Genomic DNA, 26,764 nt, shown 5'->3' on the forward strand with positions numbered 1-26,764 from the left:
GATACATACTCAGCTTATGCGTTAAGGAGGAACAGAAATGGCAGTGAGCAATAAAGTGAGGATCGGAATTATAGGCGCCGGGAATATCGGGGGCGTACATATCGAGCAATTTTCCAAACTGGCCGATGAGTGCGAAATTACCGCGATAACCGACGCCTATTTGCCGCTTGCGGAAGCCAGGGCGAGGGAACACGGCATCGCCAACGTTGCGGCGTCCCCTGAGGCGCTGATTCAAAGCCCCGATGTGGATGCGGTTATTATCGGCGTGCCGAACCAGTTCCATGCGCCGCTTGCGGTGCAGGCGATCGAAGCCGGCAAGCATGTGCTGCTGGAAAAACCGATGGGCATCAATTCGGCTGCGGCGCGGCAAATTTGGAAGGCTAGCCGGGCGGCCGACAAGGTCGTCATGATCGGCCACCAAATGCGCTGGGAAGCCGTTCCGATGCAAATCAAGGAGCAGGCGCAGCGGGGCGAGCTCGGCCATATTTATACGGCCAAAGCCGGCTGGTTCCGGCGCAAGGGCATTCCCGGCTGGGGAACATGGTTCACGCGGATGGACCAATCCGGCGGCGGTCCGCTGATCGACATCGGCGTGCATATGCTGGATCTTGCGCTGTACCTGATGGGCAATCCGAAGCCCGTCTCCGTCTACGGTGCGACTTACGCGGAGTTCGGTCCCCGCCGCAAAGGGATCGGCACCTGGGGGAAACCGGATTGGAACGGCATCTACGATGTGGAAGATTTGGCGACGGCGCTGATCAAAATGGACAACGGCAGCACACTGTCGCTGGAAGTAAGCTGGGCCGTGCACATGGATACCGACAACACGCCGTTCGTGCATTTGATGGGCTCGGAAGGCGGAGCCAGCTATCGCGGTGCGCAGGGCAAGCTGCTGACCGAAAAGTTCGACCGGGCGATCGAAACCGAGCTGCGCAGGCCGGAGAACGACGAGGGTGAGCGTCTGCGCCTGAGCCGCCATTTTTTGGCGTGCATCCGTGAAGGCAAGGAGCCGATTACTTCGGCTTTGAGCGGACTCACGAACAATCTGGTGCTGGATGCGATTTACGAATCGTCCCGTACCGGCAATGAAGTGAAGCTGAACTGGAATTTGGACGAATCGGAGGGGGCATAGCAAATGCTGAGAGGATTAACCCGGTCTGGGATGGGACAAATAGAGAGCGACGAGCGGTTCATCGAATTGGCGGCCGAATACGGTTTTCAATCGGTCGATTTGGATGCTCTGGCGCTTGTGGAGCGTCACGGTGTTGAAGGAGCGAAGGCGTTGCTGCAAAAGCATGGCGTCGTCGTCGGCGCATTCGGACTTCCGGTCGAATGGCGGACGACCGAGGAAGCGTTCCTTGACGGCGTCGGCAAGCTGGCGCAGTCGGCTGCCGCCGCGGCCGCGTTGGGGTGCGCGAGCTGCTGCACCTACATATTGCCGTCGACCGACCTGAAAGCGGCGCACTTCATGGCGCTGGCAACGCGGCGGCTGCGCACCTGTGCGCAAATTCTCGGCGCGTACGGCATCCGCCTCGCGCTGGAATTCGTCGGGCCGCACCATTTGCGGACCCGCTGGGCGAACCCGTTCATCTGGACGATCGATGAAACGCTTGACTGGATCGATGCGATCGGGGAGCGCAGCGTGGGCTTGCTGTTCGATTCGTTCCACTGGTATACGAACGGTTCGACGGTCGGCGACATCGAGCGTCTGCGCGCCGAGCAAATCGTCCATGTCCACATCAACGACGCGCCGGACGTCCCGGTTGAGGAAGCGCTCGACAACGGACGCATTTACCCCGGCGAGGGCGTCATCGATTTGGCCGGCTTTTTGCAAGGGCTGCACAAAATCGGATACCGGGGCGTCGTCGCCCAGGAGATATTATCCGCGGAACCGCCTGCGGGCACGCCCGAAAGCCTTGTCCAGCGATCCAAAGCGGGATTCGATAAGGTGTTTTCCGCAGCGGGCCTATAAACGATCCGCTATGAAAAGAGCGATTTTTGCAGGGTTGTTCTGCGAAATTGCTCTTTTTTACCACATTACAGTGATAAAACGCGTGGCTGGCAGCATTCTGATTGGCGAACGCTCATTTTCGAAAAGAGCTCGATGGAGCGTTTTTCGCCGGCGGACAAGCCGTACGTTAGCGGGCTGAGAGAGACGCGCAAACTTGCAAAATCAGCCTGCGTGGAAGGGCCGGAGAGAACGCCTGCCTCTCCCAACAAGTCTCGGAGCGGGTTGCGGCGTCGTACGACGGGGGTACAGCACGGAGCGGGGCGCTGCACGGCGGAGGGTACTGCGCGCAGCGGGGTGCTGCATGGCGGGGGGCACTGCACTGCGCGGAGCGGGGTGATGCACGGCGAAGGGTATAGCACGCAGCGGGGCGCTGCACGACGGAGGGCCGTGAGGCGGCTTGGCAGGCCAGGCCGGGGACAAAACCTGCAAAAGTGCAGGCTTTGTCCGGGAAAAAGGTTCATTTTGGAGAAAAGCCTGCGATTGTGCAGGAATTTTCGATGGAAATGAACCTGAGCCTTTGCGCCCGGCGAAAAACCTGCACAATTGCAGGAATTGTTTCGCGGCCGGTGTATTAGCAGCAAAAAAGATGTATTTTTGCAGGTTTTCTTCGCGCAGCCCGGCAGAGGGCTGGCGGCGCTGCAATGCACGCCCGGGATTCGCTCGTATCCAGGGCACGACGGGTACAAAATTTGAACAACAGAGGAGAAGAAAGCGCCATGGAAAATAAACAAATCGTCTTTACCGCGCCATGGAAGGTTGAGCTTCAGCAAAAAACGGACAATTTCCCGAAGCTGACGGGCAAGCAGGTTTTGCTCAAGAAGGCGTACACGCTGATCAGCCCCGGAACGGAGCTCGCCTGCTTGTCGGGCGGGGAGAGCTGGTTCCCGATGCCCGCCGTGCCGGGATATGCGGCCGTCAGCGAAATTGTGGACAAAGGCCCGGAGGCAGCGGAGTTCGAGGTCGGGGATATCGTGTTTCACTACGGCAAGCACGCCCTGTACGAAGTGGACAGCGCAGACGGGGTCATGCTGAAAGTTCCGGCCGATTTGGAGCTGTCCTGGGTGCCTTTTACCCGGATGGCGACTGTGGCCATGACGAGCATTCGCGTCTCGCAAATCGAACTGGGCGATTACGTCGCCGTGACCGGGCTTGGCCTGATCGGAAATATGGCCTCGCAATTGGCCGGATTGCAGGGCGCGTCGGTGATCGGCGTTGACCTTTCCCCTAACCGGCTGCAGCTTGCGCGCGAATGCCGGGTGGAGTTTGCCCTGCCGTCAGGTTCGGACACAGGGATGCGAATCAGGGAACTGACGGACGGGAAAGGCGTATCGACGCTGATCGAAGCGACAGGGGTGCCGAAGGTGGCTGTCGACAGCGCTTCCTGGGTGGGGCAATACGGTGAAGTTGTTTTGCTCGGCAGTCCGCGCGGCGAATATCAGACGAATGCGACGGATTTGCTGAATCACATTCATTTGAACGGGCATGGCTGCATTACGTACAAAGGGGCGCACGAATGGCGGTTCCCGCTGAGGCCCGACCCGTTCGTCAAGCATTCGCTCGTGCGTAATTCGCAAATCGTATTTCGCCTGATGCAGACGAACAAACTGCGCATCCAGCCGTTGATCAGCCATATACTGGCACCGGAGGATGCGCCTGCCGCCTATGAAGGGCTCCGCAATCGAAAAGACGATTACCACGGCGTCTTGTTCCGCTGGTAGAGAACAACGACAGACAGACTCGGCACAACGGGGCTGTCTGTTTTTTCTTTTACGCTCGATTCCCGGCGTCCGGCGCTTCACTGCAGCAGCGTCTCACATGCAGAATACCTGCGAATAGGAGATTGTTGGCAGGCCCATCATTGGGGAGCGAGCGGAAAACCTGCGAAAGTACAGTTTTTTGCCCGCAGATACGCGTCCCTCGATAAATTCCTGCAAAACTGCAGGAATTATCCCCTAAACTCGCGTTTGGAGCCTCAATGGCCGAAAATTCCTGCACAATTGCAGGCTTTTCCAAAAATGAACCGCTTCCGTCGAAAATTCCTGCACTTTTGCAGGTTTTTCCCAAAAACGAATCACCTCCATCGAAAAAGCCCGGCACTTTCACTTTTGAGCACTTTTGCAGGTTTTGCGAACAGCGAACCGCGTTATCTGTTCGACCGGCCGCAGTCATGCAGCACACGCCGCGCGCTGGGAGTCTGTCCGACGAAGTTACTTTTGTGCATACCGGGTGAATCATGACTGTATATATTGCCGCTCACGCTGCATAATGACTGTCATTTTGCATATATACCTTCTACGTGGTTCATCGGACAGACTCCTAGGAGCTGCGCGAGGTAGCTTACAAACGCAGCAACATCATCTTGCCGCAGCCGCACATTCCCGCAAGGAATAGCAACCGGCTGAAAGTCAAAGCGCTGCCTTTCGAGGCAGCGCTTTCGTATGCGGATCTGGCCGCCCGTGGGGTACCGGACGATAACGTTGTGTACATTTTTGAACGAATTTGTTATGATGAGCAGGATAACGTTTGGTTTACAAAAGTGACAAACGGTTCGGATTTTAACGACTTGGAGTGATACGATTTGGTGAGAAACAAGAAGGTGACGATGCAGGAAATCGCTGACCGAATCGGAGTTTCCAAATATGCGGTGTCCAAGGCGCTGTCCGGCAAGCCGGGCATCAGTGCGGTCACCAGGGAAAAAATTTTCGAGCTTGCCTCGAATTTGGGCTACTTGAACCAAAAGAGCATCAAGAAGCTTCAGAGCAGCGTGCAGGAGGAAAACGATCATAAAATTGCAGGTGTTCTGTTCTCCAATATCCGAATCCAGAACAGGGAATCCGGGTATTGGGGCAAAGTGCTTGACGGCGTTTACAAATTTTTGGAAGCGCGAGGCATCGGCGCTATTTTGATTTCCGACGATTCGCCGCGCAATTTCAATCTGGTGATGAAGCCGGAAGGGCTGCTCGGCGTGATCGGCGTCGGCTACATATCGACCCCGATGCTGATGGAGCTGAGAAACAAAGCGATTCCGACCGTTCTGATCGATCATGAAGACGATTTGATCGAATCCGACAGCGTGTTCGTCAACAACTTCGATCTCATGCGCAAAATGACGAAGTTTATGTTAGGCAAAGGGCACGCCCATATTCAGTTTATCGGCGAGATACGCTATTCGAGAAGCTTTTTTGACCGCTGGAGCGGGTTTCGGTCCGTTATGGACGAAAATGAGCTGCCTTATGTGCCGAACAAGGAACTGCTGAGCGTAAAGCCGACGTTTGACGATGAAAATATCGATAGGCTTTTGTTAGGTTTACAATCGATTCCGCGCAAAAGCTTTCCGACTGCCTTCGTTTGCGCCAACGATCAGATCGCGCTGCTGGCGCTGCGGGCTTTAACGAAGATGGGACTGCGGGTGCCGGAGGACTGCTCTCTTGCAGGCTTTGATAACAACAGCGATATACTGAGAGATTTTCCCGGGCTGACTACGATTGACGTCGAGAAAGAGGCGCTGGGCATGAAAGCCGTGGACATCCTGCAATGGAGGCTCGACAATCCGCTTATGCCCTATGAAAAAATATTGCTGCAAAGCGGTTTAATGGCCCGGGAAAGCGTCGATACGCCGCCCGGCGGGCGCGCCTGACAGCTATCATCATGCAACGCAGAGCAAAAACTTTTCGCAGACGATTTAAGAGGAATCGTTTTCGAAAAGTTTTTTTGTTTGTCGTGAACGGCCGCTTCAGATTTTTTAAAGTTATTAATTAAAGCGCTTTAAGTAAATTTAAATTTCATTTTGTAAACATAATAAAACTAAAATTTTAGTTGACTAATAGTTGATTAAGCACTACTATTAGTTTCATAGGATTAAAAGGAGCTATTCGGATCCCACACTGAAAGAGGTAATGCCATGACGACAAAAAAACGCAAATTGCGCACCTCGGGCGAGCATAATGTTGCAGGTTATGTATTTATCGCTCCGTGGCTGCTCGGGTTTTTGCTGCTCACGCTTTGGCCCACGGTACAGTCGTTCTATTTATCGTTTACGGAGTATTCGCTGCTCGATTCTCCGTCATGGATCGGAACGGAGAACTACAGCAACATTTTCCTCAAGGATCGGTTATTTTTGAAATCGCTTTCCGTGACGTTCACATTCGTCTTGATCGCGGTTCCTGTCAAGCTGTTTTTTTCCTTGATGGTGGCGATTTTGCTGAACAAAAACATTCGCGGCATGAGCTGGTACCGGACGGCGATTTACTTTCCTTCCCTGATCGGCGGAAGTATCGCGGTATCCGCATTGTGGAGAAATATGTTCGGCCTGGACGGCTACATCAATCACGTTCTTGGCTGGTTCGGCATCGAGGGGATCGGCTGGGTGTCCAATCCTGCCACTGCGCTGGGAACGCTTATTATTTTGAATGCGTGGCAGTTCGGCTCCACGATGGTCATTTTTTTGGCCGGCTTGAAGCAAATTCCGAAAGATCTTTATGAATCCGCTTCCGTGGACGGAGCGGGCGGCATTCGCAAGTTTTTCCATATTACGCTGCCGATGCTTTCGCCCGTCATGTTTTTCAATCTCGTGCTCGGTATTATCAATTCCTTCCAGATGTTTACATCCGCTTTCGTCATTCCGCCCGGCGGGCCCGGCGGACCTGCCAACTCAACGTATATGTACGTGCTGTTTCTGTACGAGAAAGCGTTCAAACAGTATGAAATGGGTTACGCCTCGGCGCTGGCCTGGATTTTGCTGCTGATTATCGCGCTGTTTACGGCGATCAACTTCCTGGCTTCGAAGTACTGGGTCTTTTACGAAGCTGAAGGGGGGAAATCGAAATGACAAGCAGAGAACGTCTTTCAGGACTCAAGGTTCATCTGATTTTGCTCCCTTTCGCGATTCTGATGATGTATCCCGTGTTTTGGTGGATCGGGGCTTCTTTCAAGGATTCGACGGAGTTCGGGCTGCCGACCATTTGGCCGCATCAGTTTATATGGGAAAATTACACGAAAGGCTGGACCTATTCGAAAGAGTTCACGTTCGCCAAGTTTTTTGCCAATACGCTGCTTATGGAGTTTTGGAACGTCCTGGGCGGTGTGACAACGGCGGCGTTGGTAGGCTACGGCTTTGGCCGGCTGCAGTTCAAGCTGCGCGGGTTCTGGTTTTCCATCCTGCTGCTGACGATGATGCTTCCGACGCAGGTGACGGTCGTGCCGCAATATATTTTGTACAACAAGCTTGGCTTTGTGAACAGTTATATTCCGCTCATATTGCCGCATTTTTTCGGCGGCGGGGCGTTCTTCGTATTCCTCGTCGTGCAGTTTATTCGCGGCATACCGAAGGAGCTGGATGAAGCGGCGCAAATCGACGGGGCTTCCGTGTACGGCATCTTTTTCCGGGTCATCGCGCCATTGATCAAGCCGGCCCTGGTTACGGTAGGCATCTTCACCTTCCTCTGGAGCTGGGACGACTTTTTCGCACAGCTGTTGTATTTAAGCTCCATCGAGAAATTTACGGTCGGCTTGGCGCTGCGCATGTTTATCGACCAGTTCGAAATTCAATGGGGCCAACTGCTCGCCATGTCGCTGCTGTCGGTTTTGCCTTCGGCCATCGTATTTTTCACGGCTCAAAAGCATTTTGTCGAAGGGATCGCGACTACGGGCATCAAAGGGTAAAGCAAGTTCTGACGACGGTTACACTTAAATTTAAATAAAAAGGGAGTGTTTTTCAGATGAAAATGAAACAACCGTGGGTAAAAGGCGTTTCCGTTGCAATGCTCGCCTCGATGGTAGCTTTGACGGGCTGCGGCTCCAAACAGGCGGATACTGCCCAGGGAAGCCCGGCGGCGGGCAAGGCGGCACAAACGTCCCAACCGGGGAAGGCGGCCAAGCTGAAAATGATGTGGTGGGGCTCGCAGGCCCGCCATGACGCCACGCTGAAAGCTCTTGATTTATATACGAAAAACGTTCCGCAGGTTACCTTCACGCCGGAATATACGGCTTGGGACGGGTATTGGGAAAAAATGCCAACTTTGGCTGCGTCGAATTCGATGCCCGATGTGCTGCAAATGGACGCGGCTTACATTCAGGGCTACGTAAAAAGAGGGCTGCTGGCCGATCTGTCGGACATTGATTTGACGGGCATCGTCGATCCGAAAGTGCTGGAAAACGTCAAAATCAACGGCAAGATGTACGGCGTCCCGCTCAGCCTTAACGGTCAAGGCGTCGTATACAACAAAGAGGCGCTGGCTGCAGCAGGCATCAAGCTGCCGGCGAGCAACTGGACGTGGGAGGACTTTTTCGCCTATGCCAAAGAGTCCCGTTCGAAGCTGCCCAAGGACAAGTACCCGATCGACGATATGACGAACATTTGGGAATGGTATCAATACTATCAAACGTCCAAAGGCAAAGGCCCGATTTTCCAGGACGGTTCCAAGTTCAATCTGGATAAAGACACATGGTACGAGTTCCAAAATATTTACGCCCAATTCCGCAAAGACGGCGTTGTGCCTTCCGCGGACCAGCAATTATCCTTTAAAGAAAACGATCCGAAGCTCGACTCTCTCGGCAACGGCACCGTTATGCTGAGATCGGCGTCCGTCGGTTCCGTAGGCGTTGTCGAAGCGATGCTTCCGGGCAAATTGGCCGTTACCAGCGTCCCGACAGGCGTGAAAGGCGGCGGCTGGGCGCAGTCGACGATCTTCCTCTCCGTATCGGCGAATTCCCAAAGCAAAGAGCAGGCGAAGCAATTCATCAAATGGTTTATTTCCGATAAGGAGAACGGCAAAATTTTGGGCACGACGCGCGGTATTCCGATCGATGAAGCGGTGTTCAAAGAGCTGCAGCCTACATTAAGCAAAAGCGATTTGTTCGGCAAAGAGCTGCTGGGCGCCGCCAAGGAAAAGGCGCTGCCGTTCTATCCGGCTCCTGCGGGCGCGGAAGATTTCGTGAAAACGTACAAATCCGAGATGGAAGCGGTCATGTTCAACAAATCGACGCTGGATCAAGCCTATAATACACTTGTGGAAAAAGGCAAAGCGGCGGAAGCGAAGCTGAGCAAGTAAAAATCCGACTACTATACATGCAGGCAACGGAGCCACTTCAGTCCTACGCGGATCGGAGTGGCTCGCAATTCGAGAAGGAGCCTTAGCCGCATTCGGCCGGAAGCGCCGGTCCGCGGAAGAGAGAAAATCAAATGGATGGAGTCACAGTGGAGGCGGAAATGAACCAAGTAAACCGAGCAAACCCGGCAAGACCGGTAAACCTGCTTTTGAGCGAATGGGTATTTAAAGCGTGCGATGGGGAGCGGTGGCTTCCGGCCAAGGTGCCGGGCTGCGTGCATACCGATTTGCTGCGGAATGGCATGATTGCGCAGCCGTTCTACGGGACGAATGAACGTGATCTGCAGTGGATCGACAAGCAGGACTGGGAATATGAGACACAGCTGCATATTTCCGATGAAGCGCTCCGGCATACGAATCTGCATCTTGTATTCGATGGGCTGGATACGTATGCGGACGTTTATGTGAACGAACGCCGCGTTCTGTCGGCGGACAACATGTTCCGCACCTGGAAAGCGGACGTTCGGCACGTCGTGGGGGAGGGGGCCAACAAGGTGCGGATTCGGTTTCGTTCGCCGGTTCGCGAAGATTTGCCCAAGCTTGAGCAACTGGGCTATCCGCTGCCGGCCACGAACGACCAATCCGAAGTCGGGGGATTAGGCGATCGCAAAATAAGCGTGTTCGCCCGCAAGGCGCCGTATCATTACGGTTGGGACTGGGGACCGCGCTTTGTGACGAGCGGCATTTGGCGGGAAGCCCGCCTGGAGGGTTGGTCCGGCGTCCGGCTGGCGGACGTGTTCATCCGGCAGCGCGCGGTTTCCGGAGAAGAGGCCCTGCTGACGGCGGTCGCCGAAATCGAAAGCGACGCCGCCTGGGAAGGCGTGTTGAAGCTTTCGGCGGACTCCATGTCCTGGAGCAGGGAGGTCAGGCTGCAGCCCGGCCGGCAGTTGGTCGAGCTTGACGCGCAAATCGCCGAGCCGAGGCTTTGGTGGTGCAGAGGGCTTGGCAGCCCGGACATGTATACGTTCCGAACGGAGCTTGTTCGCCAAGGTCAAGCGGTTTGCGAACGGACAACGGTCACCGGCCTCAGAACGGTGAAGCTGGTTACGGAGCGGGACGCGCAGGGCGGAGGCACTTCGTTTTATATACAACTAAACGGAGTGGCTGTATTTGCCAAAGGTGCCAACCATATTCCGAACGACAGCTTTTTGAGCGAAATCACTTATGACAATTACCGGCACGAGGTTGCGACCGCAGCCGAGTCGAACATGAACATGCTGCGCGTGTGGGGCGGCGGCATTTATGAAGCGGACGCTTTTTATTCGCTGTGCGATGAGTATGGTATTTTGGTCTGGCAGGATTTTATGTTCGCTTGCAGCATGTATCCGGGCGATGCAGCGTTCGTGGACAATGTGAGGCAGGAGGCCGACGAGAACGTCAAGCGGCTTCGCAATCATCCGTGCATTGCGCTGTGGTGCGGCAACAACGAAATCGATACGGCGTGGTCGCATTACGACGAGCATGCGGGATGGGGTTGGAAAAAGGATTATACGGCCGAGCAGCGCGAGCGCATATGGGAAGATTACGAGCATATTTTTCACCGTATTTTGCCCGAGGCTGTAAATGCGTGGCATCCCGGCGCGTCCTACTGGCCATCTTCGCCGATGCGCGGGCTTACCGGAGACGGCAGCCAGCATGCTTTCAACAAATCGACGAGCGGCGATATCCATTATTGGGGCGTATGGCATCAGCTGGAACCTTTTGACAAATATAACGTTCATGTCGGCCGGTTTATGAGCGAATACGGGTTCCAATCGTTTCCCGAGCTGAAATCGGTGAGGACGTATGCGGCGGAAGCGGATCTGGCGCTGGAATCGGAAGTGATGCTCGCCCACCAGAAAAATGCCCGGGGCAACCAGCTTATCCGGCAATATATGGAGCTGTATTTCAGCGAGCCGAACGATTTCCCGTCGTTTTTGTATGTAAGCCAGGTGCTGCAGGCGGAAGCGATGAAAACGGCGATCGAAGCGCACCGCCGCCAAAAACCGTTTTGCATGGGCTCGCTGTATTGGCAAATGAACGATTGCTGGCCCGTCGCTTCATGGGCAGGGATGGATTACTACGGCCGCTGGAAGGCGCTGCAATATTACGCGAAGCGCAGCTTCCGGGACGTGCTGCTGTCCATCGGCGGGTCGGCCGGAGGGCGGCTCGACTTTTATGTCGTTTCCGATCTTATGGAGCCGGTTACCGGGCTTGTCGATATTCAACTGCTGACCTTTTACGGCGAGGTGCTGGAGCAGGCGCAGTATCCTGTCCGCGTGGAGGCGAATGGCAGCACGAAAACGGCGTCGCTGGACGCCGAATCGCTTCTGGAAGGGCGCAACGCCTCAGCGGTGCTGGTGTACGCCAGATTGCTCGGGCGGGACGGGCGCGTCATCGACAGCAAAGAGCATTACTTGACGCCGGTCAAGGATTTGCGTCTGAGCATGCCGGCGATTGAAGTGACGGAAGCCGCCGGCGGCAAATACGTGCTGCGCACGGATGTGCTGGCGAAGCAGGTCTGGATCTCTGCGGAAGTCGAAGGCATCTTCAGCGACAATTTCTTCGACCTGCTGCCCAATGAGCCGCGCACGGTCGAGTTTTATGCCCGCGATGCAGGCGGGAAGCCGTTCGTGCCGGCATCGCCCGGCCGCATCGCGGTTCGTTCGATGGCCGACTTCGTGCGGCCGAATTCATAGAAGCAAACAAAACCGGGGGGCTTGCCTTCCCGGTTTTGTTATGAGTGGGGGGAACCATGTTCGAGTGGTTCCCCTTTGGTTTGGCGCAGCCGCTCTACCCGGCGCGCGCCGCATGCTCCCGCGCAGCGCTGGCTGCGGGGCGGCTTGGCAGCACGGCTGCACGGCGGAGGGTGCGAGGCGGCTTGGCAGGCCAAGCGGGAGAAAACCTGCAAAAGTGCAGGTTTTTTCCGCGGAAATGGCCCATTTCGGTGAAAAGCCTGCGAAAGTGCAGGAATTTTCGCTGAAAGTGAAGCCGAGCCCACGTTTCCGGCAAAAAGCCTGCACAATTGCAGGAATTGTCCGAGGCACGCGCAAGATGGAGCAAAAACCTGCATTTTTGCAGGTTTTTTGCGTGCAGCCAATGTACAGTCAGGCAGATTAGTGTGTGGTCGGCAGATTAGTGTGTGGTTGAGCAGATTAGTGTGTGGTCGGGTAGATTAGGTGTGCGGTCGAGCAGAACAGTGTGTGGTCGGCAGATTAGTGTGTAGTTGAGTGGATTAGTGTGTGGTTGAGTAGATTAGTGTGCAGTCGGCAGATTAGTGTGCGGTTGAGTAGATTAGTGTGTGGTTGAGCAGATTAGCGTGTGGTCGGGTAGATTAGGTGTGCGGTCGAGCAGAACAGTGTGTGGTCGGCAGATTAGTGTGTAGTTGAGCAGATTAGTGTGCAGTCGGCAGATTAGTGTGTGGTCGGCGATTAGTGCGTAACCTGACTTCCACAGGTCTTCTAAAGGTTTGCTCATAAGCAGCCTGCTTAAAGGGACGGTTTCCTTCATTTAGGGATGGCTTCAAGTATTTACCACAAAAAGTTCATAATTTCTGTGACTTCATGACTCTTATGGGTCATTTTGCTTTGCGATCCATTATATATAATAGAAGCCGAAACGGGACTTTTTTCCAGGAAGAAGGGAGTTAAGTGGTAAATAAATATGCATATTTGTTATCCCTGCAAACGCTTGAATACGAAATCAGGCTGTTGAACGATTATTCAAAAGAGTGTTCGGATTGCTTTGAACTTCTCCGGACGAAATTGGATGACCTCTGCCAGTTTATGGTCAGTGACGAGAACGAACGGCTTTGGAGACAGTTGGAGCGTTATGAAGAAATAAGGCTGCATGGCGAACAATTGCGTCAAACTTCGATTCAAGCGCTGTGCGATGTCGAGAAATATCAGTCGCTTTGCGCGCTGGAAAAGAATTTGAATATCAGCGAGTACATGGCTGCGCTTGCGAATTCCATTAGCGAGGAGGTCAAGTATTTTGCAATCGACCATCGCTCCAAAGTGCTGTTTATCGGTTCGGGCGCTTTTCCGCTATCGGCTTTAACGATTGTCAAGGAAACTGGCGCAGACGTAGTATGCCTGGACATTGACGACGAGGCCGTTTATCTGGGCGGAAGGGTCGCCGAATCGGCAGGGCTGCAATCCAAGATTCGATTTTCGGGAGACCGGCTGCGCAATTTGCCCTTTGTGCAGGAGGCGACTCATGTCATGGTTGCGTCCCTTGTCGGCAACAAACTGGAGATTCTCGAAGAGCTCAAGCCTGTCGTCCAGCCCGATGCGCGAATCATCGTCAGATACGGGAACGGATTGAAATCCATTTTGCTCGGACAAGTTTTCTTGACGAAAGCCTTTACGCATGAAAATGCGATTGTCGTCCAGGCCGTCGGCTATTCGGGCATCGCGGTCAGCGCGTTGTTTGATTTCCTGCTGTGGGGCTTGGCGCCTGATCCGATAACGGTGGCGGGCGGCGTGATGATTTTGGCCGGCTGTGCCGTTTTATCCAAACCGGGCAGCCGCAGCAAGGACGATTGAACGTTTAATTAAATGAGGAGGCATGACATTGGAAAAAGAAATGCTGTACGACATGTGGTGGCGTCATCAAAACGAAGGGGACCAGGGGATGGAGGACGATCATCAGGCCCATTGGCGGCGGGTGCTCGGCTTTATCCCCGAGGAGGATTTGCGCGAAAGCAGCATTCTCGATTTTGGCTGCAATCAGGGCGGTTTTTTGCGGCTGCTTTATGAGCTGCGACCTTTCAAAGAAGCCATAGGCACGGATCTGGCGCGAAAATCCATCGAGGTGGCGAACAGCCGCAAAGGGGATTTGCCCATCCGGTATTTGGCAACCTCGCAGCCGGAGCAGTTCGCCCACCGCTTCGATTATGCGTTTAGCCTGGCCGTTCTCTATTTGATTCCGGATTTGGATGAGCACGCGCAAAAGATTCGCAAGTCGCTAAAGCCCGGCGGCGTCTATTACGCGACCTTTGCCGACTATACGGGAAATCCGAGCCTGCCGGCGATCCGGGACAAAATCAACGGCAATGCGTCCATTCCGATGCAGGAGCATACGCTCGATACGGTGGCCGACGCCTTTTTCAGAGCAGGCTTCCAGGTAGGCGTCCGCCGCATGATTCCCGCGGGGTTCGTCGATTTATCGCCGGATAAAAAATGGTACCTGCATACGGCTGATCATTTGCAGTTCGCCTATGAGCAGGCGTTCCTGTTCCGCTTCGTCGCACCGGGCGTCGGCGGGCGCCAATAGCTTTGGGAGGAGCGCTGCAGGCATCCGCCCGCTCGCTTGCCGTGGAGGTGGAGGTGGAGCGAGGTGCTCCGAAGGCGGTGGCGGCCGCACTTTTCCGACGCGCGTCTCTCCCGGCGTGCATCGATGTGACGCGCATCCTCCGGGGGGGGCGCGTTGCGTCGATGCCGCCGGGGGATCATGAGGCGGCTTGGTGGGCCAGGCAGGCTAGGCTAGGCGAGGGAAAACCTGCAAAAGTACAGGTTTTTTCCGGGGAAAAGGTTCATTTGGGCGAAAAGCCTGCGAAAGTGCAGGAATTTTCGAAGAAAATGAACCTGAGCCTGTGTGCCCGGCTAAAAGCCTGCACAATTGCAGGAATTTTCCGTTGCGGCGTATCAACGGGCAAAAAACCTGCACTTTTGCAGGCTTTCTTCGCGCAGTTAGGCATATGGGCTATCGCCGGGTGTCGACGTCGGGTGGCCCAAAAGCCTGCGCTTTCGCAGGCTTTCTGTGCATGCCCGGCAACCCGGCATTGGAGGGCGCCCCCCGCGCCGTCAAAGCGGGCGAGCTTTTAGGGCGGCCGCCCGCCATGCATTAGCGGTACCCGCCAACGGTCCGCCCGAGCGGGGGGCGCCCGCCACCACGCATCGGCGGTACCCGCCCCGTGGATTGTTGCGCCCGCGCGCCTCCGGTCCACCCGAGCGGGGGTTGCCCACCGCCACACATCGGCGGCACCTGCCCCGTGTATTGTCGAGCCCCGCGCGGCGGCCGCCCGCCGACATGCGCCGCTGACGCAACGCCTCGGAGGCGCGCTGGACGGCGGAATCCTCGCTTTCCAACATCAAGCCGCTCCTGCTTTGACTAATTGGCCGATCGCCTTTTCAATCTCCGTGTTGTCCATCGTTTCTCCCATATCGAAAACTTTGCGAATCGAGCCTTCCTGATCGACGAGAAACAGGGAGCGGATGGAGTGGGCGAACTGTCCGTCCTTCTGCTTGACGACCATAAGCCCGTAATCGTTGGCGATCCGGCGGACGCCGTCCTCCGTGCCGCGCAGCATGTGCCAGCCGGCCGCTTGATCGATGCCCATCATATTGACGTACTCGCCCAGCGCTTCCGGGGTATCGCGTTCGGGATCGAAGGTGATGCTGATAAATTCCACTTTGCTGCCGAAGAGCCCCTTTTTCTTTATATTGTTTTGCATCAGTACCATGTTGGAGGTCGTCGCAGGACAAATGTCGGTGCAGTTGGCAAAGAAAAATTCGACCAAACGCACCTTGCCGTTCGTACCGGCGAACGCAACGTCTTCTCCCTGCAAGTTTTGCAAAGTAAACTCGGGCGCTTTTTTCACGACGGGAAGCGGAGCTGTCCCTTGGCGAAACCACAGCACAGCGCAAACCGCGATTGCAGCGAGCAAGGCGGCGGTCGCGATTCGAAGCCCTGTTTTTTTGGAAGCGCTAACCATCATCTGTACAATTCACCTCATTTAGGAGCAATCACGAATTCCTGCTGGGGCATCGTATGCATGCCGGCAGCGGTTACATGCGCTTTGATATGATAAGTGCCTTCATCTTTGAAGGCTTTATCGATGCCGAAAATGCCTGTCTCCTGTTTAGTTCCCTTCAGTATTTCGTGTTCTGCGGTTTGCCCTTCTTTCCAAAATTCGAATTTGACCTCTTTGACGGAAGCGACATATTTGCCTTCCTGTGTAATTTTGGCCTGAAAACGGACGGTTTCCCCGCTTTTCGGCTGATCGGGACTTACTTGAATGTCCGCTGCAATCGGCTGCATGCCGGCCTGGTTCATGGAGGACATATCCATATCGCCCATGTCCGAACCGCTTTTGCATCCGGCCAGAACGAGGGCGAGCGCAATAAGCGCCGTATACGCTTTTCTCATGAAGGCAACCACTCCCCTGTACAAAATATTCTTAGCTAGTATACCCGTTTGCAAAGAAGCTGCCATGACCAGAAAGTGCTATGCGGACATCGATTTGTGAATATTTAATGACAGAAAGTGGAACGAACGCCCGATTAATAGCTCTTTTGAGTCATTTTGAAAAAAGTGGATTTGAGTATAGTAATAAGAAAGGGGAAGCAAGGAGGCGATTGGTTGGAATTCTCGATACTTCTGAATTTGTTCGGAGCCCACGCCATGTTCACTCCTGAAATTTTCCTGATCGGCGGTTTGGCGGCATTGTACTACGTGATGACGGCATCGGCTGCCGCAGGAGGAGAAGCAGGCCTGGTTCAATCCGTAACCGCCGGAAGAAAGCTGATGTTCGTGGCGGGCTGCCTGTGCTTTTACATCGGTTTTGGCGGGCCGCTTAACGTTCTCGGCCATTTGCTGTTCAGCGCCCATATGCTGCAGCAGTCCATTTTATATTTGCTTATGCCGCCTTTGATTTTGGCGGGCTTGCCGAGAAGCTTTTTTCAATATGCGAGAAAGATTCCCGTCTTAGGCCGGGTGTATGCCCTATTGACAAAGCCGGTTCCAGCGCTTCTTTTGTTCAATTTCTTCTTTTCCGTCTATCACTGGCCCCCGATTTTCGATTTGGCGATGTCCAATTTCGCGGTTCATAACGCAGCACATTTGATATTGCTGGTCACTGCCTTCTGCATGTGGACGCCGATTCTCAGTCCGCTGGAAGAGGGCGGGGAATTATCGGGCTTGAAGAAAATAGGCTTCATTTTCATGAACGGAATTTTGCTTACGCCGGCCTGCGCCTGCATCATTTTCGCATCTTCCACGCTTTATAAGGTCTATACGGAAGGACCGCACATTTTGTGTACGCCTTTTTACTTTTCCGAGGTGGATGTGCCGCGTCTTGCGGGATTTCTTTCACCGTACGAGGATCAGCAGCTTGGCGGGGTTATTATGAAAATCATGCAGGAAATCATTTACGGAGTTACGCTCGCTCTCGTCTTTTTTGGCTGGTACCGCAAGGAGAAGAGGGAAGAACCGGACGATGACGTCCAATTTCGGCCTTCCGAGGCTTAAGAAAGGACAAGCAGAATGTCGTATAAACAAATCAAATGGCTGATCCTGATCATTCCGACAGTGACGCTGGCAGTGTGGGAGTACACCAGACACCATTGGTTTCTTGAATACATCTCGATGGAGCTTGGAAATTGGCTTGCGCCCCTTATCGAGTTCGGAGTGAGCATCACTTTTCTGTTGAAGCTGTTTTCCATGCTTGAGAAGACTCAGGAGGAGCTGAACCGGGAACGGTCCCGCCAAGCGGCTGCAAAAGAACGGGAAAAAATCGCCAGAGAGCTTCATGACGGCATCGCCCAGTCGCTGTTTTTAATGTCGGTGAAGATGGATCAACTGGATCGCCAGGACGGAGGATTGACGGACAAAGCGAAGAGCCTGCGCAAAACCGCCCACCAGGTCAATGAATACGTCCGCCAGGCAATCGCGAATTTGCGTCACCCGACAGATCCGGACGCCTTGCCTTGGCAGCAGTATTTGGAAAATATGGTCAAGGATTTTGTGCAGGAATCGGGAATTGCCGCCACATGGGAATGGGAGCTTGCCGAGGACCGGCTGTCGGTGAAGGAAAAGGTCGAGCTGTACGCTTCTATCCGGGAAGCGCTGCTGAATGTGCGCAAGCATGCCCAAGCGCGCCATGTCGCGATCGTCAGTAAAGTGGAGAACGGGGGAGGCTGGGTATGCTATGTGTCGGACGACGGTCTTGGGCTGGCCGAAGATCCGTTTCAGCATCGCGACCGGTACGGCTTGAAAATTATGAAAGAGCGGGCTTTTGAAATGGGCTGGAAGCTGGCGATTCACAGCGGGCAAGGGACAACGCGAGTGGAAATCAGGAAGGAGGCTTCTTAAATGATACAGCCGTTTCGGGTCGTCATTGTCGACGATCATCATCATGCGAGAGAGGGTATGAGGGACATCTTGGAAATGGACCCTTCTTTTGAAATTGTCGCCGAAGGGCGAAATGGCATGGAAGCGATCCGCTTGACGGAGGAATGGATGCCGGATTTGCTGCTCATGGACATCAACATGCCGCAGATGGACGGGCTTGATGCGGCCAAGCTGATCAAAGGCAAGTTTCCTTATGTCAAAATCGTGATGGTGACGGTATCCGACGACATTACGCATCTGTTCGAGGCGCTGAAAAAAGGGGCGCAAGGCTATTTGCTGAAAAATCTCAGCCCGAACGCTTGGCACGAATATTTGAAAGCTGTGGCTGTGGACGAGGCGCCGATGTCAAGGGAGCTGGCGCTGCGTTTGCTGAGGGAGTTTTCTCCGAAAGAGAAGCCGGGGCCGCAGAACCATTCGCTTACGGCAAGAGAGCAAGAAATTCTCGAATGGGTGGCCAGCGGCCGCTCCAACCGGGAAATTTCCGAAGCGCTCGGCATCTCGGAGCATACGGTGAAAAACCATTTGAAAAACATTATGCAAAAGCTCCAGATGGACAACAGGGTACAGTTGACCCGTTATGTGTTCGAGCAGGGCTGGATGGCGAATAAATAAGAGCGGAGGGCGATGAGCATGAGCAAAAAAACCATATCAACGGCAGCGGGAATCATCGCAGTCGGAGCGCTGATTGCTTTGTCAGGGTGCGGTTCAAACGCCGGTCACGAGAACCACGGGAACCGGGAGCCGGCGGGCGCATCTTCCGCGACTCCCGCCTCAGGCACGGCGAATGCGGAAGCTGTTTACAAAAGCAACTGCATGTCCTGTCATGGCGGCAATCTGGAAGGCAAGATCGGCCCCGGATTGCAAAAGGTCGGGGACAAGCTGAGCAAGGAGCAGATCGCCGCCAAAATTCAAGACGGCGGAGGAGGCATGCCGACTTTCAAGTCCAAGCTAAAGGATGAGGACGTTCAGACGTTGGCGGGCTGGTTGGCCGACAAGAAATAGTCCGCCTGCGGCTCTCGGCCTCGGTCCCGGGCTGGCGGAAGCGCCGGCCGGTTACTGAATATCATCCATCCGGTAGCCGATCCCCCAGACCGTTCGAATCATGGAAGCGGCTTCCGGCGAAGCGGTTTGCAGCTTCTCGCGTATCCGCTTGATATGCGTATCGACCGTCCGGCGGTCGCCGCCGGTTTCATAGTTCCAGACCTCTTTGAACAAAGCCTCGCGCGTAAACGTTTTTCCGATATGCAGCGAGAAGTGGCGCAGCAGCTCGTATTCCTTCAAAGTAAGCAGGATTTGCCGGTCTTTGGAGAGTACGCGACGGGATTTGTGATCGATAACCAGGTGCTTGAACACGATTTGATCGCTGATGCTCGACCCCCCGGACCAGAAGATGCCGGGATTGGAGCGTTTGAGAATGGCCCGAATGCGCAGGGATAGCTCGCGGGGGCTGAAGGGCTTGGTCATGTAATCGTCAATACCTGCCTCGAAGCCGAGCAAACGGTCGGTTTCCTCATGTTTGCCTGTCAGAAGAATGACAGGCGTTTTTTTGATCTCTTTAATGATGCGGCAGGCGTCCAGTCCGCTCAGGGCAGGCATCATCCAATCCATGATAATGATATCGTAATGGGTACTCGTCGCTTTCATGACGGCCTGTTCCCCGTCGTCAGCCTCTTCGATCAGCGCTCCGTCGCGTTCCAGATACATGCGGATCAGGTTGCGCATGCGCTTCTCGTCGTCTGCAATCAGTAATTTGTACGCTTGATTCATCGCTATCACCTCGTGTTGATCCATTGTATCCCGAAGGCTTCGGTTCGGCATGACTCTAAGGAGTTATTTGCTCGGCCAAATATTGAACAATGCGTGTAGCCTTTGTGAACAGTTTTTTTCAGCGCTGTAAATTGACTCTTTCTAGTCATGAAGAAAACCTGCAAAAGTACAGTTTTTGCCCGATGGAAACGCTGGCTACGGCATATTCCTGCAATTGTGCAGGCTTTTCGCCGCGAACATGGGCTCTGACTCGTTTTAGCCGAAAATTCCTGCACAATCGCAGGCTTTTCGCTCAAACGAACCATTTCTTTAGAAAAAGACTGCACTTTTGCAGGCATTCCCTGTTTAGCCCCCTACCAAGCTGCCAAGTGTTTCCCTCTTCTACGTGGTTCATCGATCAGACTCCCAGATGTCTGCACAACTGCATAAAATCCGTCATTTCGCATACATATCCTTCGACGGAGTATATCGGACAAACTTCGGCCGCAAGCAAAAAGTCCGGCATGGAGGGGACAAGAATGAATCTGGATTCGACTCTGCAGAAGATTCATTTGGAGATTCAAGGAATGACCTGTGCAGCCTGTTCGGCGCGCATCGAGAAGGCAGTGGGCAAAATAGAGGGCGTGCGGGAGATAGCGGTCAACTTGCCGCTGGGACGCGCTGCAGTGGTCGTTGAATCCGATGCGGTGCTGAACGCCCGAATTCTCGAGCGAATCGGGCAGTTGGGTTATACAGCCAAAAAGCTTGAGGAGAGGAGTAAACGCGAGGAAGACTTATCCGGTCTCGGAATAAGGCTCATTGTGTCCGTTCTGCTGACGCTTCCGCTTCTGTGGGCCATGGTCCGCCATTATACGTTTACTTCCGGAATTTGGATCCCCGAACTGTTCCTCCAACCGTGGTTTCAGTGGGCTTTGGTTACGCCCGTCCAATTTGTTATCGGCGCTCCCTTTTATTTCAATGCCTTTAAAGCTTTGAAAAGCAAAAGCGCAAATATGGATGTGCTAGTGGTTCTCAGTACGACCAGCGCATATTTATACAGTCATTACATGACGATGCGTATGATACGTTTTGGAGAGTCGAGCCCTCATGCGGTGTATTTCGAGACGAGCGCGATGATTATTACGGCGGTGCTTCTAGGCAAATGGCTGGAGAACTCCGCCAAAAAAAAGAGTTTGAAAGCGATTCGCGAGCTGCGCCGGCTGCAGCCGGAGACAGCGACCGTAATCCGCAGCGGGAACAAGGAGGCCGTCTCTTTGGACAGCATAGAAGCCGGAGAAACGCTGATAATTTTTCCCGGAGAAACGATTCCCGTCGACGGGGAAGTGCTGGAAGGACGAACTGCGGTGGACGAATCTTTTATCACAGGGGAGTCCGTGCCGGCGGAGAAACGGCGGCAGGACCGTTTAGTCGGCGGTTCGCGCAATCTTGACGGCGCGATAACTATGAAGGCGACGGCTGTCGGAACCGAAACGGCATTGGCCAAATTGATCCGCTTGATGGAGGACGCCCAAGCTTCAAAAGCGGACATTCAGCGCTATGCGGACCGTATCGCATCGGTTTTTGTCCCCGCGGTGCTGGCCCTTGCGCTGTTCACGTTTTGTATTTGGGCGTCGTGGCTTACACCCGGCGAGTTCGGGAGCAGCTTGTTTAAAGCGATAGCGGTGCTCGTCATCGCTTGTCCTTGCTCGCTCGGGCTTGCGACGCCGACGGCCATCGTAGCCGGTACGGGCCGAGCCATTCAGGCCGGGGTATTGTTTAAGGAGGGCAAGTACGTCGAACTGCTCCAGCAAATAAATATCGTATTGCTCGATAAAACGGGGACCGTCACTTACGGATCTCCCAGGGTTACGGATTTCATTACGGATAGCGGTCAGGAGCATCGTCTTCTGCGGTTGCTCGCGGCTGCCGAGAAACGTTCGGAACACCCTTTTGCCAAAGCGGTCGTGCGGGAAGCTGTCCGAAGAAGTCTGATCGTGAAGGAGCCGGAAGCATTTCAATCCGTTGCGGGGTTCGGCGTTATGGCTAAAGCGGAGCAGCGCAACATTCTTGTCGGTTCCAAAGCCTTCATGAACGAGCACGGGATTTCATTAACGAGCTATGCGGAAATATGCGATCGCTTGGAGAGGGAGGGCAAAACGGTTTTGCACGCAGCCGTCGACGGTTCACATGCGGGACTCATCGCTCTGCAGGATACGATGAAGCCTTCCTCGCCTCAGGCGATACGGCGGTTGAAAAAGCTGCGCACAGAGGTCGTGATGGTCACGGGCGATCAGCGCAGGACCGCCAATGTGATTGCCGCCCAGGCAGGCATCACCGCCGTATATGCGGAAATGCTGCCGCAGGACAAGGTGCAATTGGTAAAAACGCTCCAGCAGAAAGGGAAAAGGGTGGCGATGGTAGGCGATGGCATCAATGATGCCCCGGCATTAGCGGCGGCGGATATCGGTATTGCCGTCGGGACGGGAACGGAGGTTGCGAAGGAAGCGGCGGACGTAAATTTGCTGCATAGCGATCTGGGAGGTGTTGCGGATGCGATCATGATCAGCCGCAAAACGATGCGCACCATTCGTCAAAACCTCGCCTTTGCTTTGCTGTACAACGTCCTGGCGATTCCTTTGGCGTTTATGGGCTGGATGGCCCCATGGCTTGCGGGGACTGCTATGGCTCTTAGTTCGGTATCCGTCGTTGCCAATTCATTAAGGCTTCAAGGAACCGTACTCCCCGGCCGGCTTGAGTACAAAGTTTTAAAGTTTGGACATAATATTGAACTCAAATAGCTCGACTGAGCCATTACATATTTCAATCTGATTTCCTATGCTTGTGTTAGCAAGATTTCATCAAGGCTTGAACATAAACTTCGAAAGGATTGAACCCGAATGAAAAAACCTGTCACACTGGCGGCGATCGCACTTTGCATCGTTGCAGCGGTTGTCGTTATATTTGTCGAACTTCCCGGTAACGCGTCTTCGAATAGCTCGCCACAGGACATAGCTTCGCTGGAAGCGCAAGGATATCAGGTCGCTTCTGTCGATGTAACCGACGACGGTTTCGATACGGATCATATTGAGCTCAAAGCCGGAGTTCCGGCGAAGATCAATTTTAAAAAGGAAACGGGCTTCACCTGCATAAAAAGCGTTCAGTCCAAGGACCTGGACTTCGACATTTATTTAAACAAGGGAAACAATTTCGTAACCCTGGAGGATTTAAAGCCGGGAACGTACAAATTCAACTGCGGCATGTATATGTATTATGGAACAATTACCGTTCAATAATGCCGATCCGAAATGAAATTTTTCATCCGGCACAGACGGGACTTTGAGCATGAGGCGCAACTGTTCATTTTTTGTAACAATTTGTACGCGGGAATAGCCCGATAGAGTCATGTCCGTTCGAAGGACCGTGAGGTAACATGAAGTCTGGAGAAAATGTTCACATCCGGATATTTATGGGGGTTATTTTAATATTGTACACAGGCAGAGTACTCAAATTTTCACTATTTTTATGCATGTTGATCCTAATTGCCGCCTGTTCGGACACTTCAAACTCCGCAGGCAAACAAACCGGTTCGCAAGTGAAGCAATTGACATTCCTCTTCAACTTTTCAAGCCAGACCATCGATCCGCACCTCGATTACACGCCGCTGCGGGCAGGAGTCGCCGAAACGCTCGTCAAGCTGGGCGAAGACTTGAACATTCAGCCTTGGCTGGCCAAAGAGTGGAGCAGTCCTGACGGGCAGCATTGGACATTCGCGATCAGGGACGGCGTTACGTTCCAAAACGGCAGCAAATTGGATGCCGAAGCAGTCAAAAAATCGATTCAACGGGCGATGGAGCTTAATCCCGGAGTCAAACAAGTTTTGAAAATCCAATCCATGGAAGCCAAAGGGCAAACTTTGCAAGTCATTACCGAAAAGCCGTTTCCGCAATTTCCGTCCGAGCTCGTTCATCCCAACACGGCGATTGTTGACGTATCCGCGCAAGAGCCGGATAAAAAGCCTATAGGTACGGGGCCTTTTCAAGCGGCTTCGTTCGTTGCCGGAAGCTCGCTCCAATTGGAGCGATACGACGGATACTGGGATGGGGCGGCCAAGCTCGACCGCGCCAGTTTTAATTTTAATGAAGACGCGAACGCCCGATTGTCTGCGTTGATGACCGGGGATGCCGATATTGTATATCGTCCGCCGGTAGAAAGCATGGACAAGATGAAGCAGAACCCGGCGCTCCATATGGATTCCGTCGAAAGCTTGCGAACGCATGAGCTTATTTTCAATACGAACCGCACCGATTTTCAAAACAGCAGCGTCCGGAAGGCGTTCGATGCGCTAGTTAATCGGGAGGAGTTGAAGAACGTCATTATGGGCGGGCAAGCGACCGTTGCGCAGGGGCCTTTTTTGCCGCAATTCCCGTTCGTCCCTTCGTATGAGTCGAAGAATACGGGCCTGGATGCAGCCAGAAAATGGTTCAAGGATGCCGGTTATCAGGTCGAACAAGGCAAAGTCAGCGGCAAGGACGGCAAGCCTTTGACCTTGAAGCTTGTAACCTACGCCTCCCGGGCGGAATTTCCGCTGCTTGCCCAAGTGCTCCAATCGCAAGCCAAAGAGCTTGGCATCACGATAACTATCGATCAGGTCGATAAATACGAGAACTATTTGCTGACCGGCAACAACTGGGATTTGGGCACGTATAGCCCCTTGATTGCCCCGCGCGGCGATGCCAGTTACTTTTTAAATGTAGCTTTTAAGCCCGGCGGCTCGCTGAACTTCGGTAAAATCAACGATAAAGAGCTGAACGCCACGATCGAAGAGCTGGATCAAACGGTAGATGCCGCGAAGCGCAACGAGCTGATCAGACAGGCGCTGGCGAGAATCGATAAGGAAACGTACTATTCTTACCTCGTTCATCCGAATACGATCGTTGTTTATAACGATAAGGTGAAAAATTGGGTGACGAGCAAAAGCGAGTACTACATGCTGACGAATCAGCTGGATGTGGAAACGAAATGAAAGTTGTATGGAAAAGAAGCATAGAACTTGTCCTGTTTATTTTTCTGCTCTCGTTAATCAGCTTCGCCTTTATCAAGCTGGCGCCCGGAGACGCGGTCAGGGAAATGCTCAGATCGGACGACGTAGCACTGACGGCTGTGGAAATTGAACGGCAAAAAGAGATGATGGGCTTGGACCGTTCTGTTCTTGTTCAATACGGCAGCTGGCTCTCCCATTTTGTCCGATTGGATTTGGGCGTCTCGTATATGACGAACCGACCGGTAAGTGAAGAGCTGCTGAGCAAAATGCCCGCAACATTGCTGTTGACCTGCACCTCTTTGGCCATCCTGTTGATCATTGCATTGCCGCTCGGAACTTTGTCGGCCTTATATCCCGGCCGGTTTATAGATCGCGCAAGCCGTTTTATCGCCGTGATCGGCACCTCCATCCCTAGCTTTTGGCTAGGGCTTCTTTTTATAGAGGGGCTGTCGGTGCGGGCCAAGCTGCTGCCTTCCATGGGAGCCGGGAGCGCGGCACATCTGGTTTTGCCTTCGCTGACGCTGGGTTTGACCATGGCGGCGGTCTACGTTCGGCTCATTCGTTCGAGCCTTATCGAAAGTCTGGGCCAAGACTTTATCCGGGGAGCGCGGGCCAGAGGCATTGCCAAGGGCAAAATTTTGCTTTATCACGCTTTTCGGTACGCCCTTGCGCCCGTTGTCACGATGTTCGGGGTGAGTGTGAGCAGCTTGCTTGGCGGTACGGTTGTCATTGAAACGCTGTTCGCTTATCCGGGCATGGGCAAATTCATCGTGGATGCGATCCGCAGCAGAGATTACCCGGTTATACAGGGATATATGGTCTGTATGGGCGTGGTCGTGACGTTCATGCACATCCTCGTCGATTTGGCCAACCATTGTCTGAACCCGGAAATTCGCTTGAAAGGGGAGAGACGATGAGAAAATTAGGCGAACATCCCCCTACGCGGGCGGGCAAGCTCGGCTTTGCCGCTTTATTCGCGGCTGCAGCGGTTCTGTTCTGCTCGTATTTCTTCATTCCGCACGATCCGTACTCGGTCAATCTTCCCGCACGGCTGCTGCCGCCGAGTTTGGAGCATTGGCTCGGAACGGACGGTCTTGGCAGGGACGTATTCTCGCGACTGCTCGTCGGAGGGCGGAATACGGTCGGCACAAGCCTGATCGTTCTCGCTGCGGCGCTTGCCGTCGGCATTCCTGCCGGATTGGTGTCCGGGTATGCGGGCGGCCTGACGGACCGTTTATTTATGCGCGTGTCCGATTCGTTTCTAGCGTTTCCCGATTATATGATCGCCATTGTCTTAAGCGGACTGCTGGGTCCGGGTATTCTGAAGCTTATGTTCGCCATCGCCGCAGTCAAATGGATTGCCTACGCCCGAATCGTTCGAAACAGCGTTATTTCCGAAAAGCATAAGGATTATGTCGCCGCCGCCCGGTTAAACGGCTTGAGCCCGTTTCGGATTGCTGTGAAGCATTTGCTTCCCCATGCGGTCATTCATGTCATTGTCATTGCATCGCTGGATATCGGCAAAATCATTCTCATGATCGCATCGCTTTCCTATATCGGGCTCGGCGTTCAGCCGCCTGCACCGGAATGGGGGGCGATGCTGAACGAAGGACGCGCGTATTTTCATAACGCTCCGCACTTGATGCTCGTGCCGGGGCTGGCTATCATGCTGTTTGTTCTGCTCTCCAATGCTGGCGGGGACTGGATTCGCGGCAGGTTCGATATCAGACGCAGAGGGGAATGAAG

Annotated in this window: 26 protein-coding genes; 21 read left to right on the forward strand and 5 right to left on the reverse strand. The window is 53.9% G+C overall.

Annotation, left to right across the window (positions count from 1 at the left end; translation table 11 throughout):
* Positions 1-37 precede the first annotated feature (37 nt).
* The 4 genes from AC0LWT_RS28465 (at position 38) to AC0LWT_RS28480 (ending at position 3,729) form a co-directional block, all read left to right on the forward strand.
* Complete coding sequence (locus tag AC0LWT_RS28465; protein ID WP_474684669.1) at positions 38-1,132, forward strand: Gfo/Idh/MocA family protein; 1,095 nt, start codon at positions 38-40, stop codon at positions 1,130-1,132.
* A 3-nt stretch (positions 1,133-1,135) separates the two neighbouring features.
* Positions 1,136-1,972, forward strand: coding sequence for a sugar phosphate isomerase/epimerase family protein (locus AC0LWT_RS28470; RefSeq protein ID WP_474684670.1), 837 nt, complete (start codon positions 1,136-1,138; stop codon positions 1,970-1,972).
* 436 nt (positions 1,973-2,408) lie between these two features.
* The gene (locus AC0LWT_RS28475) at positions 2,409-2,738 is read left to right on the forward strand and encodes a hypothetical protein (RefSeq protein WP_474684671.1); all 330 of its coding nucleotides are present in this window, start codon (positions 2,409-2,411) and stop codon (positions 2,736-2,738) included.
* Positions 2,728-3,729 carry a zinc-dependent alcohol dehydrogenase gene (locus AC0LWT_RS28480; protein WP_474684672.1) on the forward strand — a complete coding sequence of 334 codons (1,002 nt, stop codon included), beginning with the start codon at positions 2,728-2,730 and terminating at the stop codon, positions 3,727-3,729. The genes AC0LWT_RS28475 and AC0LWT_RS28480 overlap by 11 nt, the downstream gene beginning before the upstream one ends.
* A gap of 49 nt (positions 3,730-3,778) precedes the next feature.
* On the opposite strand, the gene AC0LWT_RS28485 is transcribed toward AC0LWT_RS28480, so the two are convergent.
* Positions 3,779-4,180 (reverse strand): hypothetical protein, encoded by a 402-nt coding sequence (locus AC0LWT_RS28485; RefSeq protein ID WP_474684673.1) that lies wholly within the window; start codon positions 4,178-4,180, stop codon positions 3,779-3,781.
* Positions 4,181-4,370: 190 nt separating this feature from the next.
* On the opposite strand from AC0LWT_RS28485, the gene AC0LWT_RS28490 reads away from it, so the two are divergent.
* The 8 genes from AC0LWT_RS28490 to AC0LWT_RS28525 all read left to right on the forward strand — a co-directional run bounded on the left by AC0LWT_RS28490 (position 4,371) and on the right by AC0LWT_RS28525 (position 14,373).
* Entirely contained in the window at positions 4,371-4,583 is a 213-nt protein-coding gene (locus tag AC0LWT_RS28490) for a hypothetical protein (RefSeq protein ID WP_474684674.1), read from the forward strand.
* Positions 4,584-4,592: 9 nt separating this feature from the next.
* On the forward strand, positions 4,593-5,648 hold the full coding sequence (locus AC0LWT_RS28495; RefSeq protein WP_474684675.1) for a LacI family DNA-binding transcriptional regulator: 1,056 nt from the start codon (positions 4,593-4,595) through the stop codon (positions 5,646-5,648).
* A 264-nt stretch (positions 5,649-5,912) separates the two neighbouring features.
* On the forward strand, positions 5,913-6,839 hold the full coding sequence (locus AC0LWT_RS28500; protein ID WP_474684676.1) for a carbohydrate ABC transporter permease: 927 nt from the start codon (positions 5,913-5,915) through the stop codon (positions 6,837-6,839).
* On the forward strand, positions 6,836-7,672 hold the full coding sequence (locus AC0LWT_RS28505; RefSeq protein WP_474684677.1) for a carbohydrate ABC transporter permease: 837 nt from the start codon (positions 6,836-6,838) through the stop codon (positions 7,670-7,672). Before AC0LWT_RS28500 ends, AC0LWT_RS28505 begins: the two co-directional genes overlap by 4 nt.
* Positions 7,673-7,728: 56 nt before the next feature.
* Entirely contained in the window at positions 7,729-9,060 is a 1,332-nt protein-coding gene (locus AC0LWT_RS28510) for an ABC transporter substrate-binding protein (RefSeq protein WP_474684678.1), read from the forward strand.
* Between the two features lie 158 nt (positions 9,061-9,218).
* Entirely contained in the window at positions 9,219-11,795 is a 2,577-nt protein-coding gene (locus tag AC0LWT_RS28515; RefSeq protein ID WP_474684761.1) for a beta-mannosidase, read from the forward strand.
* Between the two features lie 951 nt (positions 11,796-12,746).
* Positions 12,747-13,643, forward strand: a complete 897-nt coding sequence (locus tag AC0LWT_RS28520; RefSeq protein ID WP_474684679.1) for a nicotianamine synthase family protein — start codon at positions 12,747-12,749, stop codon at positions 13,641-13,643.
* 28 nt (positions 13,644-13,671) lie between these two features.
* Positions 13,672-14,373, forward strand: a complete 702-nt coding sequence (locus AC0LWT_RS28525) for a class I SAM-dependent methyltransferase (protein ID WP_474684680.1) — start codon at positions 13,672-13,674, stop codon at positions 14,371-14,373.
* Positions 14,374-15,190: 817 nt separating this feature from the next.
* Here the strand turns inward: AC0LWT_RS28525 and AC0LWT_RS28530 are convergent.
* Together AC0LWT_RS28530 and AC0LWT_RS28535 are read right to left on the reverse strand one after the other, a co-directional pair.
* Positions 15,191-15,817, reverse strand: coding sequence for an SCO family protein (locus AC0LWT_RS28530; protein ID WP_474684681.1), 627 nt, complete (start codon positions 15,815-15,817; stop codon positions 15,191-15,193).
* A 14-nt stretch (positions 15,818-15,831) separates the two neighbouring features.
* Positions 15,832-16,248, reverse strand: a complete 417-nt coding sequence (locus tag AC0LWT_RS28535) for a FixH family protein (protein ID WP_474684682.1) — start codon at positions 16,246-16,248, stop codon at positions 15,832-15,834.
* Positions 16,249-16,461: 213 nt separating this feature from the next.
* Between AC0LWT_RS28535 and AC0LWT_RS28540 the strand changes: the two genes are divergently transcribed.
* The 4 genes from AC0LWT_RS28540 to AC0LWT_RS28555 are packed head-to-tail and all read left to right on the forward strand — an operon-like array spanning position 16,462 to position 19,233.
* Positions 16,462-17,349: a cytochrome c oxidase assembly protein gene (locus tag AC0LWT_RS28540; protein WP_474684683.1), complete on the forward strand. Its 888-nt coding sequence runs from the start codon at positions 16,462-16,464 to the stop codon at positions 17,347-17,349.
* 15 nt (positions 17,350-17,364) lie between these two features.
* Positions 17,365-18,192, forward strand: a complete 828-nt coding sequence (locus tag AC0LWT_RS28545) for a sensor histidine kinase (RefSeq protein WP_474684684.1) — start codon at positions 17,365-17,367, stop codon at positions 18,190-18,192.
* A complete protein-coding gene (locus AC0LWT_RS28550; protein ID WP_474684685.1) occupies positions 18,193-18,843 on the forward strand; it encodes a response regulator in 651 nt (216 codons plus the stop codon).
* Positions 18,844-18,861: 18 nt separating this feature from the next.
* Positions 18,862-19,233, forward strand: coding sequence for a c-type cytochrome (locus tag AC0LWT_RS28555; RefSeq protein ID WP_474684686.1), 372 nt, complete (start codon positions 18,862-18,864; stop codon positions 19,231-19,233).
* 51 nt (positions 19,234-19,284) lie between these two features.
* Here AC0LWT_RS28555 and AC0LWT_RS28560 read toward each other — a convergent pair whose 3' ends face one another.
* On the reverse strand, positions 19,285-19,998 hold the full coding sequence (locus tag AC0LWT_RS28560; protein WP_474684687.1) for a response regulator transcription factor: 714 nt from the start codon (positions 19,996-19,998) through the stop codon (positions 19,285-19,287).
* Positions 19,999-20,003: 5 nt separating this feature from the next.
* Complete coding sequence (locus AC0LWT_RS28565) at positions 20,004-20,336, reverse strand: hypothetical protein (protein ID WP_474684688.1); 333 nt, start codon at positions 20,334-20,336, stop codon at positions 20,004-20,006.
* Between the two features lie 180 nt (positions 20,337-20,516).
* Here AC0LWT_RS28565 and AC0LWT_RS28570 point away from each other — a divergent pair, with 180 nt between their 5' ends.
* The 5 genes from AC0LWT_RS28570 to nikC all read left to right on the forward strand — a co-directional run bounded on the left by AC0LWT_RS28570 (position 20,517) and on the right by nikC (position 26,762).
* The gene (locus tag AC0LWT_RS28570; RefSeq protein ID WP_474684689.1) at positions 20,517-22,775 is read left to right on the forward strand and encodes a heavy metal translocating P-type ATPase; all 2,259 of its coding nucleotides are present in this window, start codon (positions 20,517-20,519) and stop codon (positions 22,773-22,775) included.
* A gap of 99 nt (positions 22,776-22,874) precedes the next feature.
* A complete protein-coding gene (locus AC0LWT_RS28575; RefSeq protein ID WP_474684690.1) occupies positions 22,875-23,270 on the forward strand; it encodes a cupredoxin domain-containing protein in 396 nt (131 codons plus the stop codon).
* 233 nt (positions 23,271-23,503) lie between these two features.
* Positions 23,504-25,000 (forward strand): nickel ABC transporter substrate-binding protein, encoded by a 1,497-nt coding sequence (nikA, locus tag AC0LWT_RS28580; protein ID WP_474684762.1) that lies wholly within the window; start codon positions 23,504-23,506, stop codon positions 24,998-25,000.
* A complete protein-coding gene (nikB, locus tag AC0LWT_RS28585) occupies positions 24,997-25,935 on the forward strand; it encodes a nickel ABC transporter permease (RefSeq protein ID WP_474684691.1) in 939 nt (312 codons plus the stop codon). Before nikA ends, nikB begins: the two co-directional genes overlap by 4 nt.
* Positions 25,932-26,762, forward strand: coding sequence for a nickel transporter permease (nikC, locus tag AC0LWT_RS28590; RefSeq protein WP_474684692.1), 831 nt, complete (start codon positions 25,932-25,934; stop codon positions 26,760-26,762). Before nikB ends, nikC begins: the two co-directional genes overlap by 4 nt.
* The last annotated feature ends 2 nt before the right edge of the window (positions 26,763-26,764 follow it).

This window comes from Paenibacillus sp. sgz302164 (genome assembly GCF_056120505.1).

What these genes read in the sequence shown, in the direction of transcription:
- AC0LWT_RS28465 (WP_474684669.1), top strand. Translation starts at nt 38, where the DNA reads ATGGCAGTGAGCAATAAAGTGAGGATCGGAATTATAGGCGCCGGGAAT.
- AC0LWT_RS28470 (WP_474684670.1), top strand. Translation starts at nt 1,136, where the DNA reads ATGCTGAGAGGATTAACCCGGTCTGGGATGGGACAAATAGAGAGCGAC.
- AC0LWT_RS28480 (WP_474684672.1), top strand. Translation starts at nt 2,728, where the DNA reads ATGGAAAATAAACAAATCGTCTTTACCGCGCCATGGAAGGTTGAGCTT.
- AC0LWT_RS28485 (WP_474684673.1), bottom strand. Translation starts at nt 4,180, where the DNA reads ATGACTGCGGCCGGTCGAACAGATAACGCGGTTCGCTGTTCGCAAAAC.
- AC0LWT_RS28500 (WP_474684676.1), top strand. Translation starts at nt 5,913, where the DNA reads ATGACGACAAAAAAACGCAAATTGCGCACCTCGGGCGAGCATAATGTT.
- AC0LWT_RS28505 (WP_474684677.1), top strand. Translation starts at nt 6,836, where the DNA reads ATGACAAGCAGAGAACGTCTTTCAGGACTCAAGGTTCATCTGATTTTG.
- AC0LWT_RS28510 (WP_474684678.1), top strand. Translation starts at nt 7,729, where the DNA reads ATGAAAATGAAACAACCGTGGGTAAAAGGCGTTTCCGTTGCAATGCTC.
- AC0LWT_RS28515 (WP_474684761.1), top strand. Translation starts at nt 9,219, where the DNA reads ATGAACCAAGTAAACCGAGCAAACCCGGCAAGACCGGTAAACCTGCTT.
- AC0LWT_RS28530 (WP_474684681.1), bottom strand. Translation starts at nt 15,817, where the DNA reads ATGATGGTTAGCGCTTCCAAAAAAACAGGGCTTCGAATCGCGACCGCC.
- AC0LWT_RS28535 (WP_474684682.1), bottom strand. Translation starts at nt 16,248, where the DNA reads ATGAGAAAAGCGTATACGGCGCTTATTGCGCTCGCCCTCGTTCTGGCC.
- AC0LWT_RS28545 (WP_474684684.1), top strand. Translation starts at nt 17,365, where the DNA reads ATGTCGTATAAACAAATCAAATGGCTGATCCTGATCATTCCGACAGTG.
- AC0LWT_RS28550 (WP_474684685.1), top strand. Translation starts at nt 18,193, where the DNA reads ATGATACAGCCGTTTCGGGTCGTCATTGTCGACGATCATCATCATGCG.
- AC0LWT_RS28555 (WP_474684686.1), top strand. Translation starts at nt 18,862, where the DNA reads ATGAGCAAAAAAACCATATCAACGGCAGCGGGAATCATCGCAGTCGGA.
- AC0LWT_RS28560 (WP_474684687.1), bottom strand. Translation starts at nt 19,998, where the DNA reads ATGAATCAAGCGTACAAATTACTGATTGCAGACGACGAGAAGCGCATG.
- AC0LWT_RS28565 (WP_474684688.1), bottom strand. Translation starts at nt 20,336, where the DNA reads ATGCCTGCAAAAGTGCAGTCTTTTTCTAAAGAAATGGTTCGTTTGAGC.
- AC0LWT_RS28570 (WP_474684689.1), top strand. Translation starts at nt 20,517, where the DNA reads ATGAATCTGGATTCGACTCTGCAGAAGATTCATTTGGAGATTCAAGGA.
- AC0LWT_RS28575 (WP_474684690.1), top strand. Translation starts at nt 22,875, where the DNA reads ATGAAAAAACCTGTCACACTGGCGGCGATCGCACTTTGCATCGTTGCA.
- nikA (WP_474684762.1), top strand. Translation starts at nt 23,504, where the DNA reads ATGTTGATCCTAATTGCCGCCTGTTCGGACACTTCAAACTCCGCAGGC.
- nikB (WP_474684691.1), top strand. Translation starts at nt 24,997, where the DNA reads ATGAAAGTTGTATGGAAAAGAAGCATAGAACTTGTCCTGTTTATTTTT.
- nikC (WP_474684692.1), top strand. Translation starts at nt 25,932, where the DNA reads ATGAGAAAATTAGGCGAACATCCCCCTACGCGGGCGGGCAAGCTCGGC.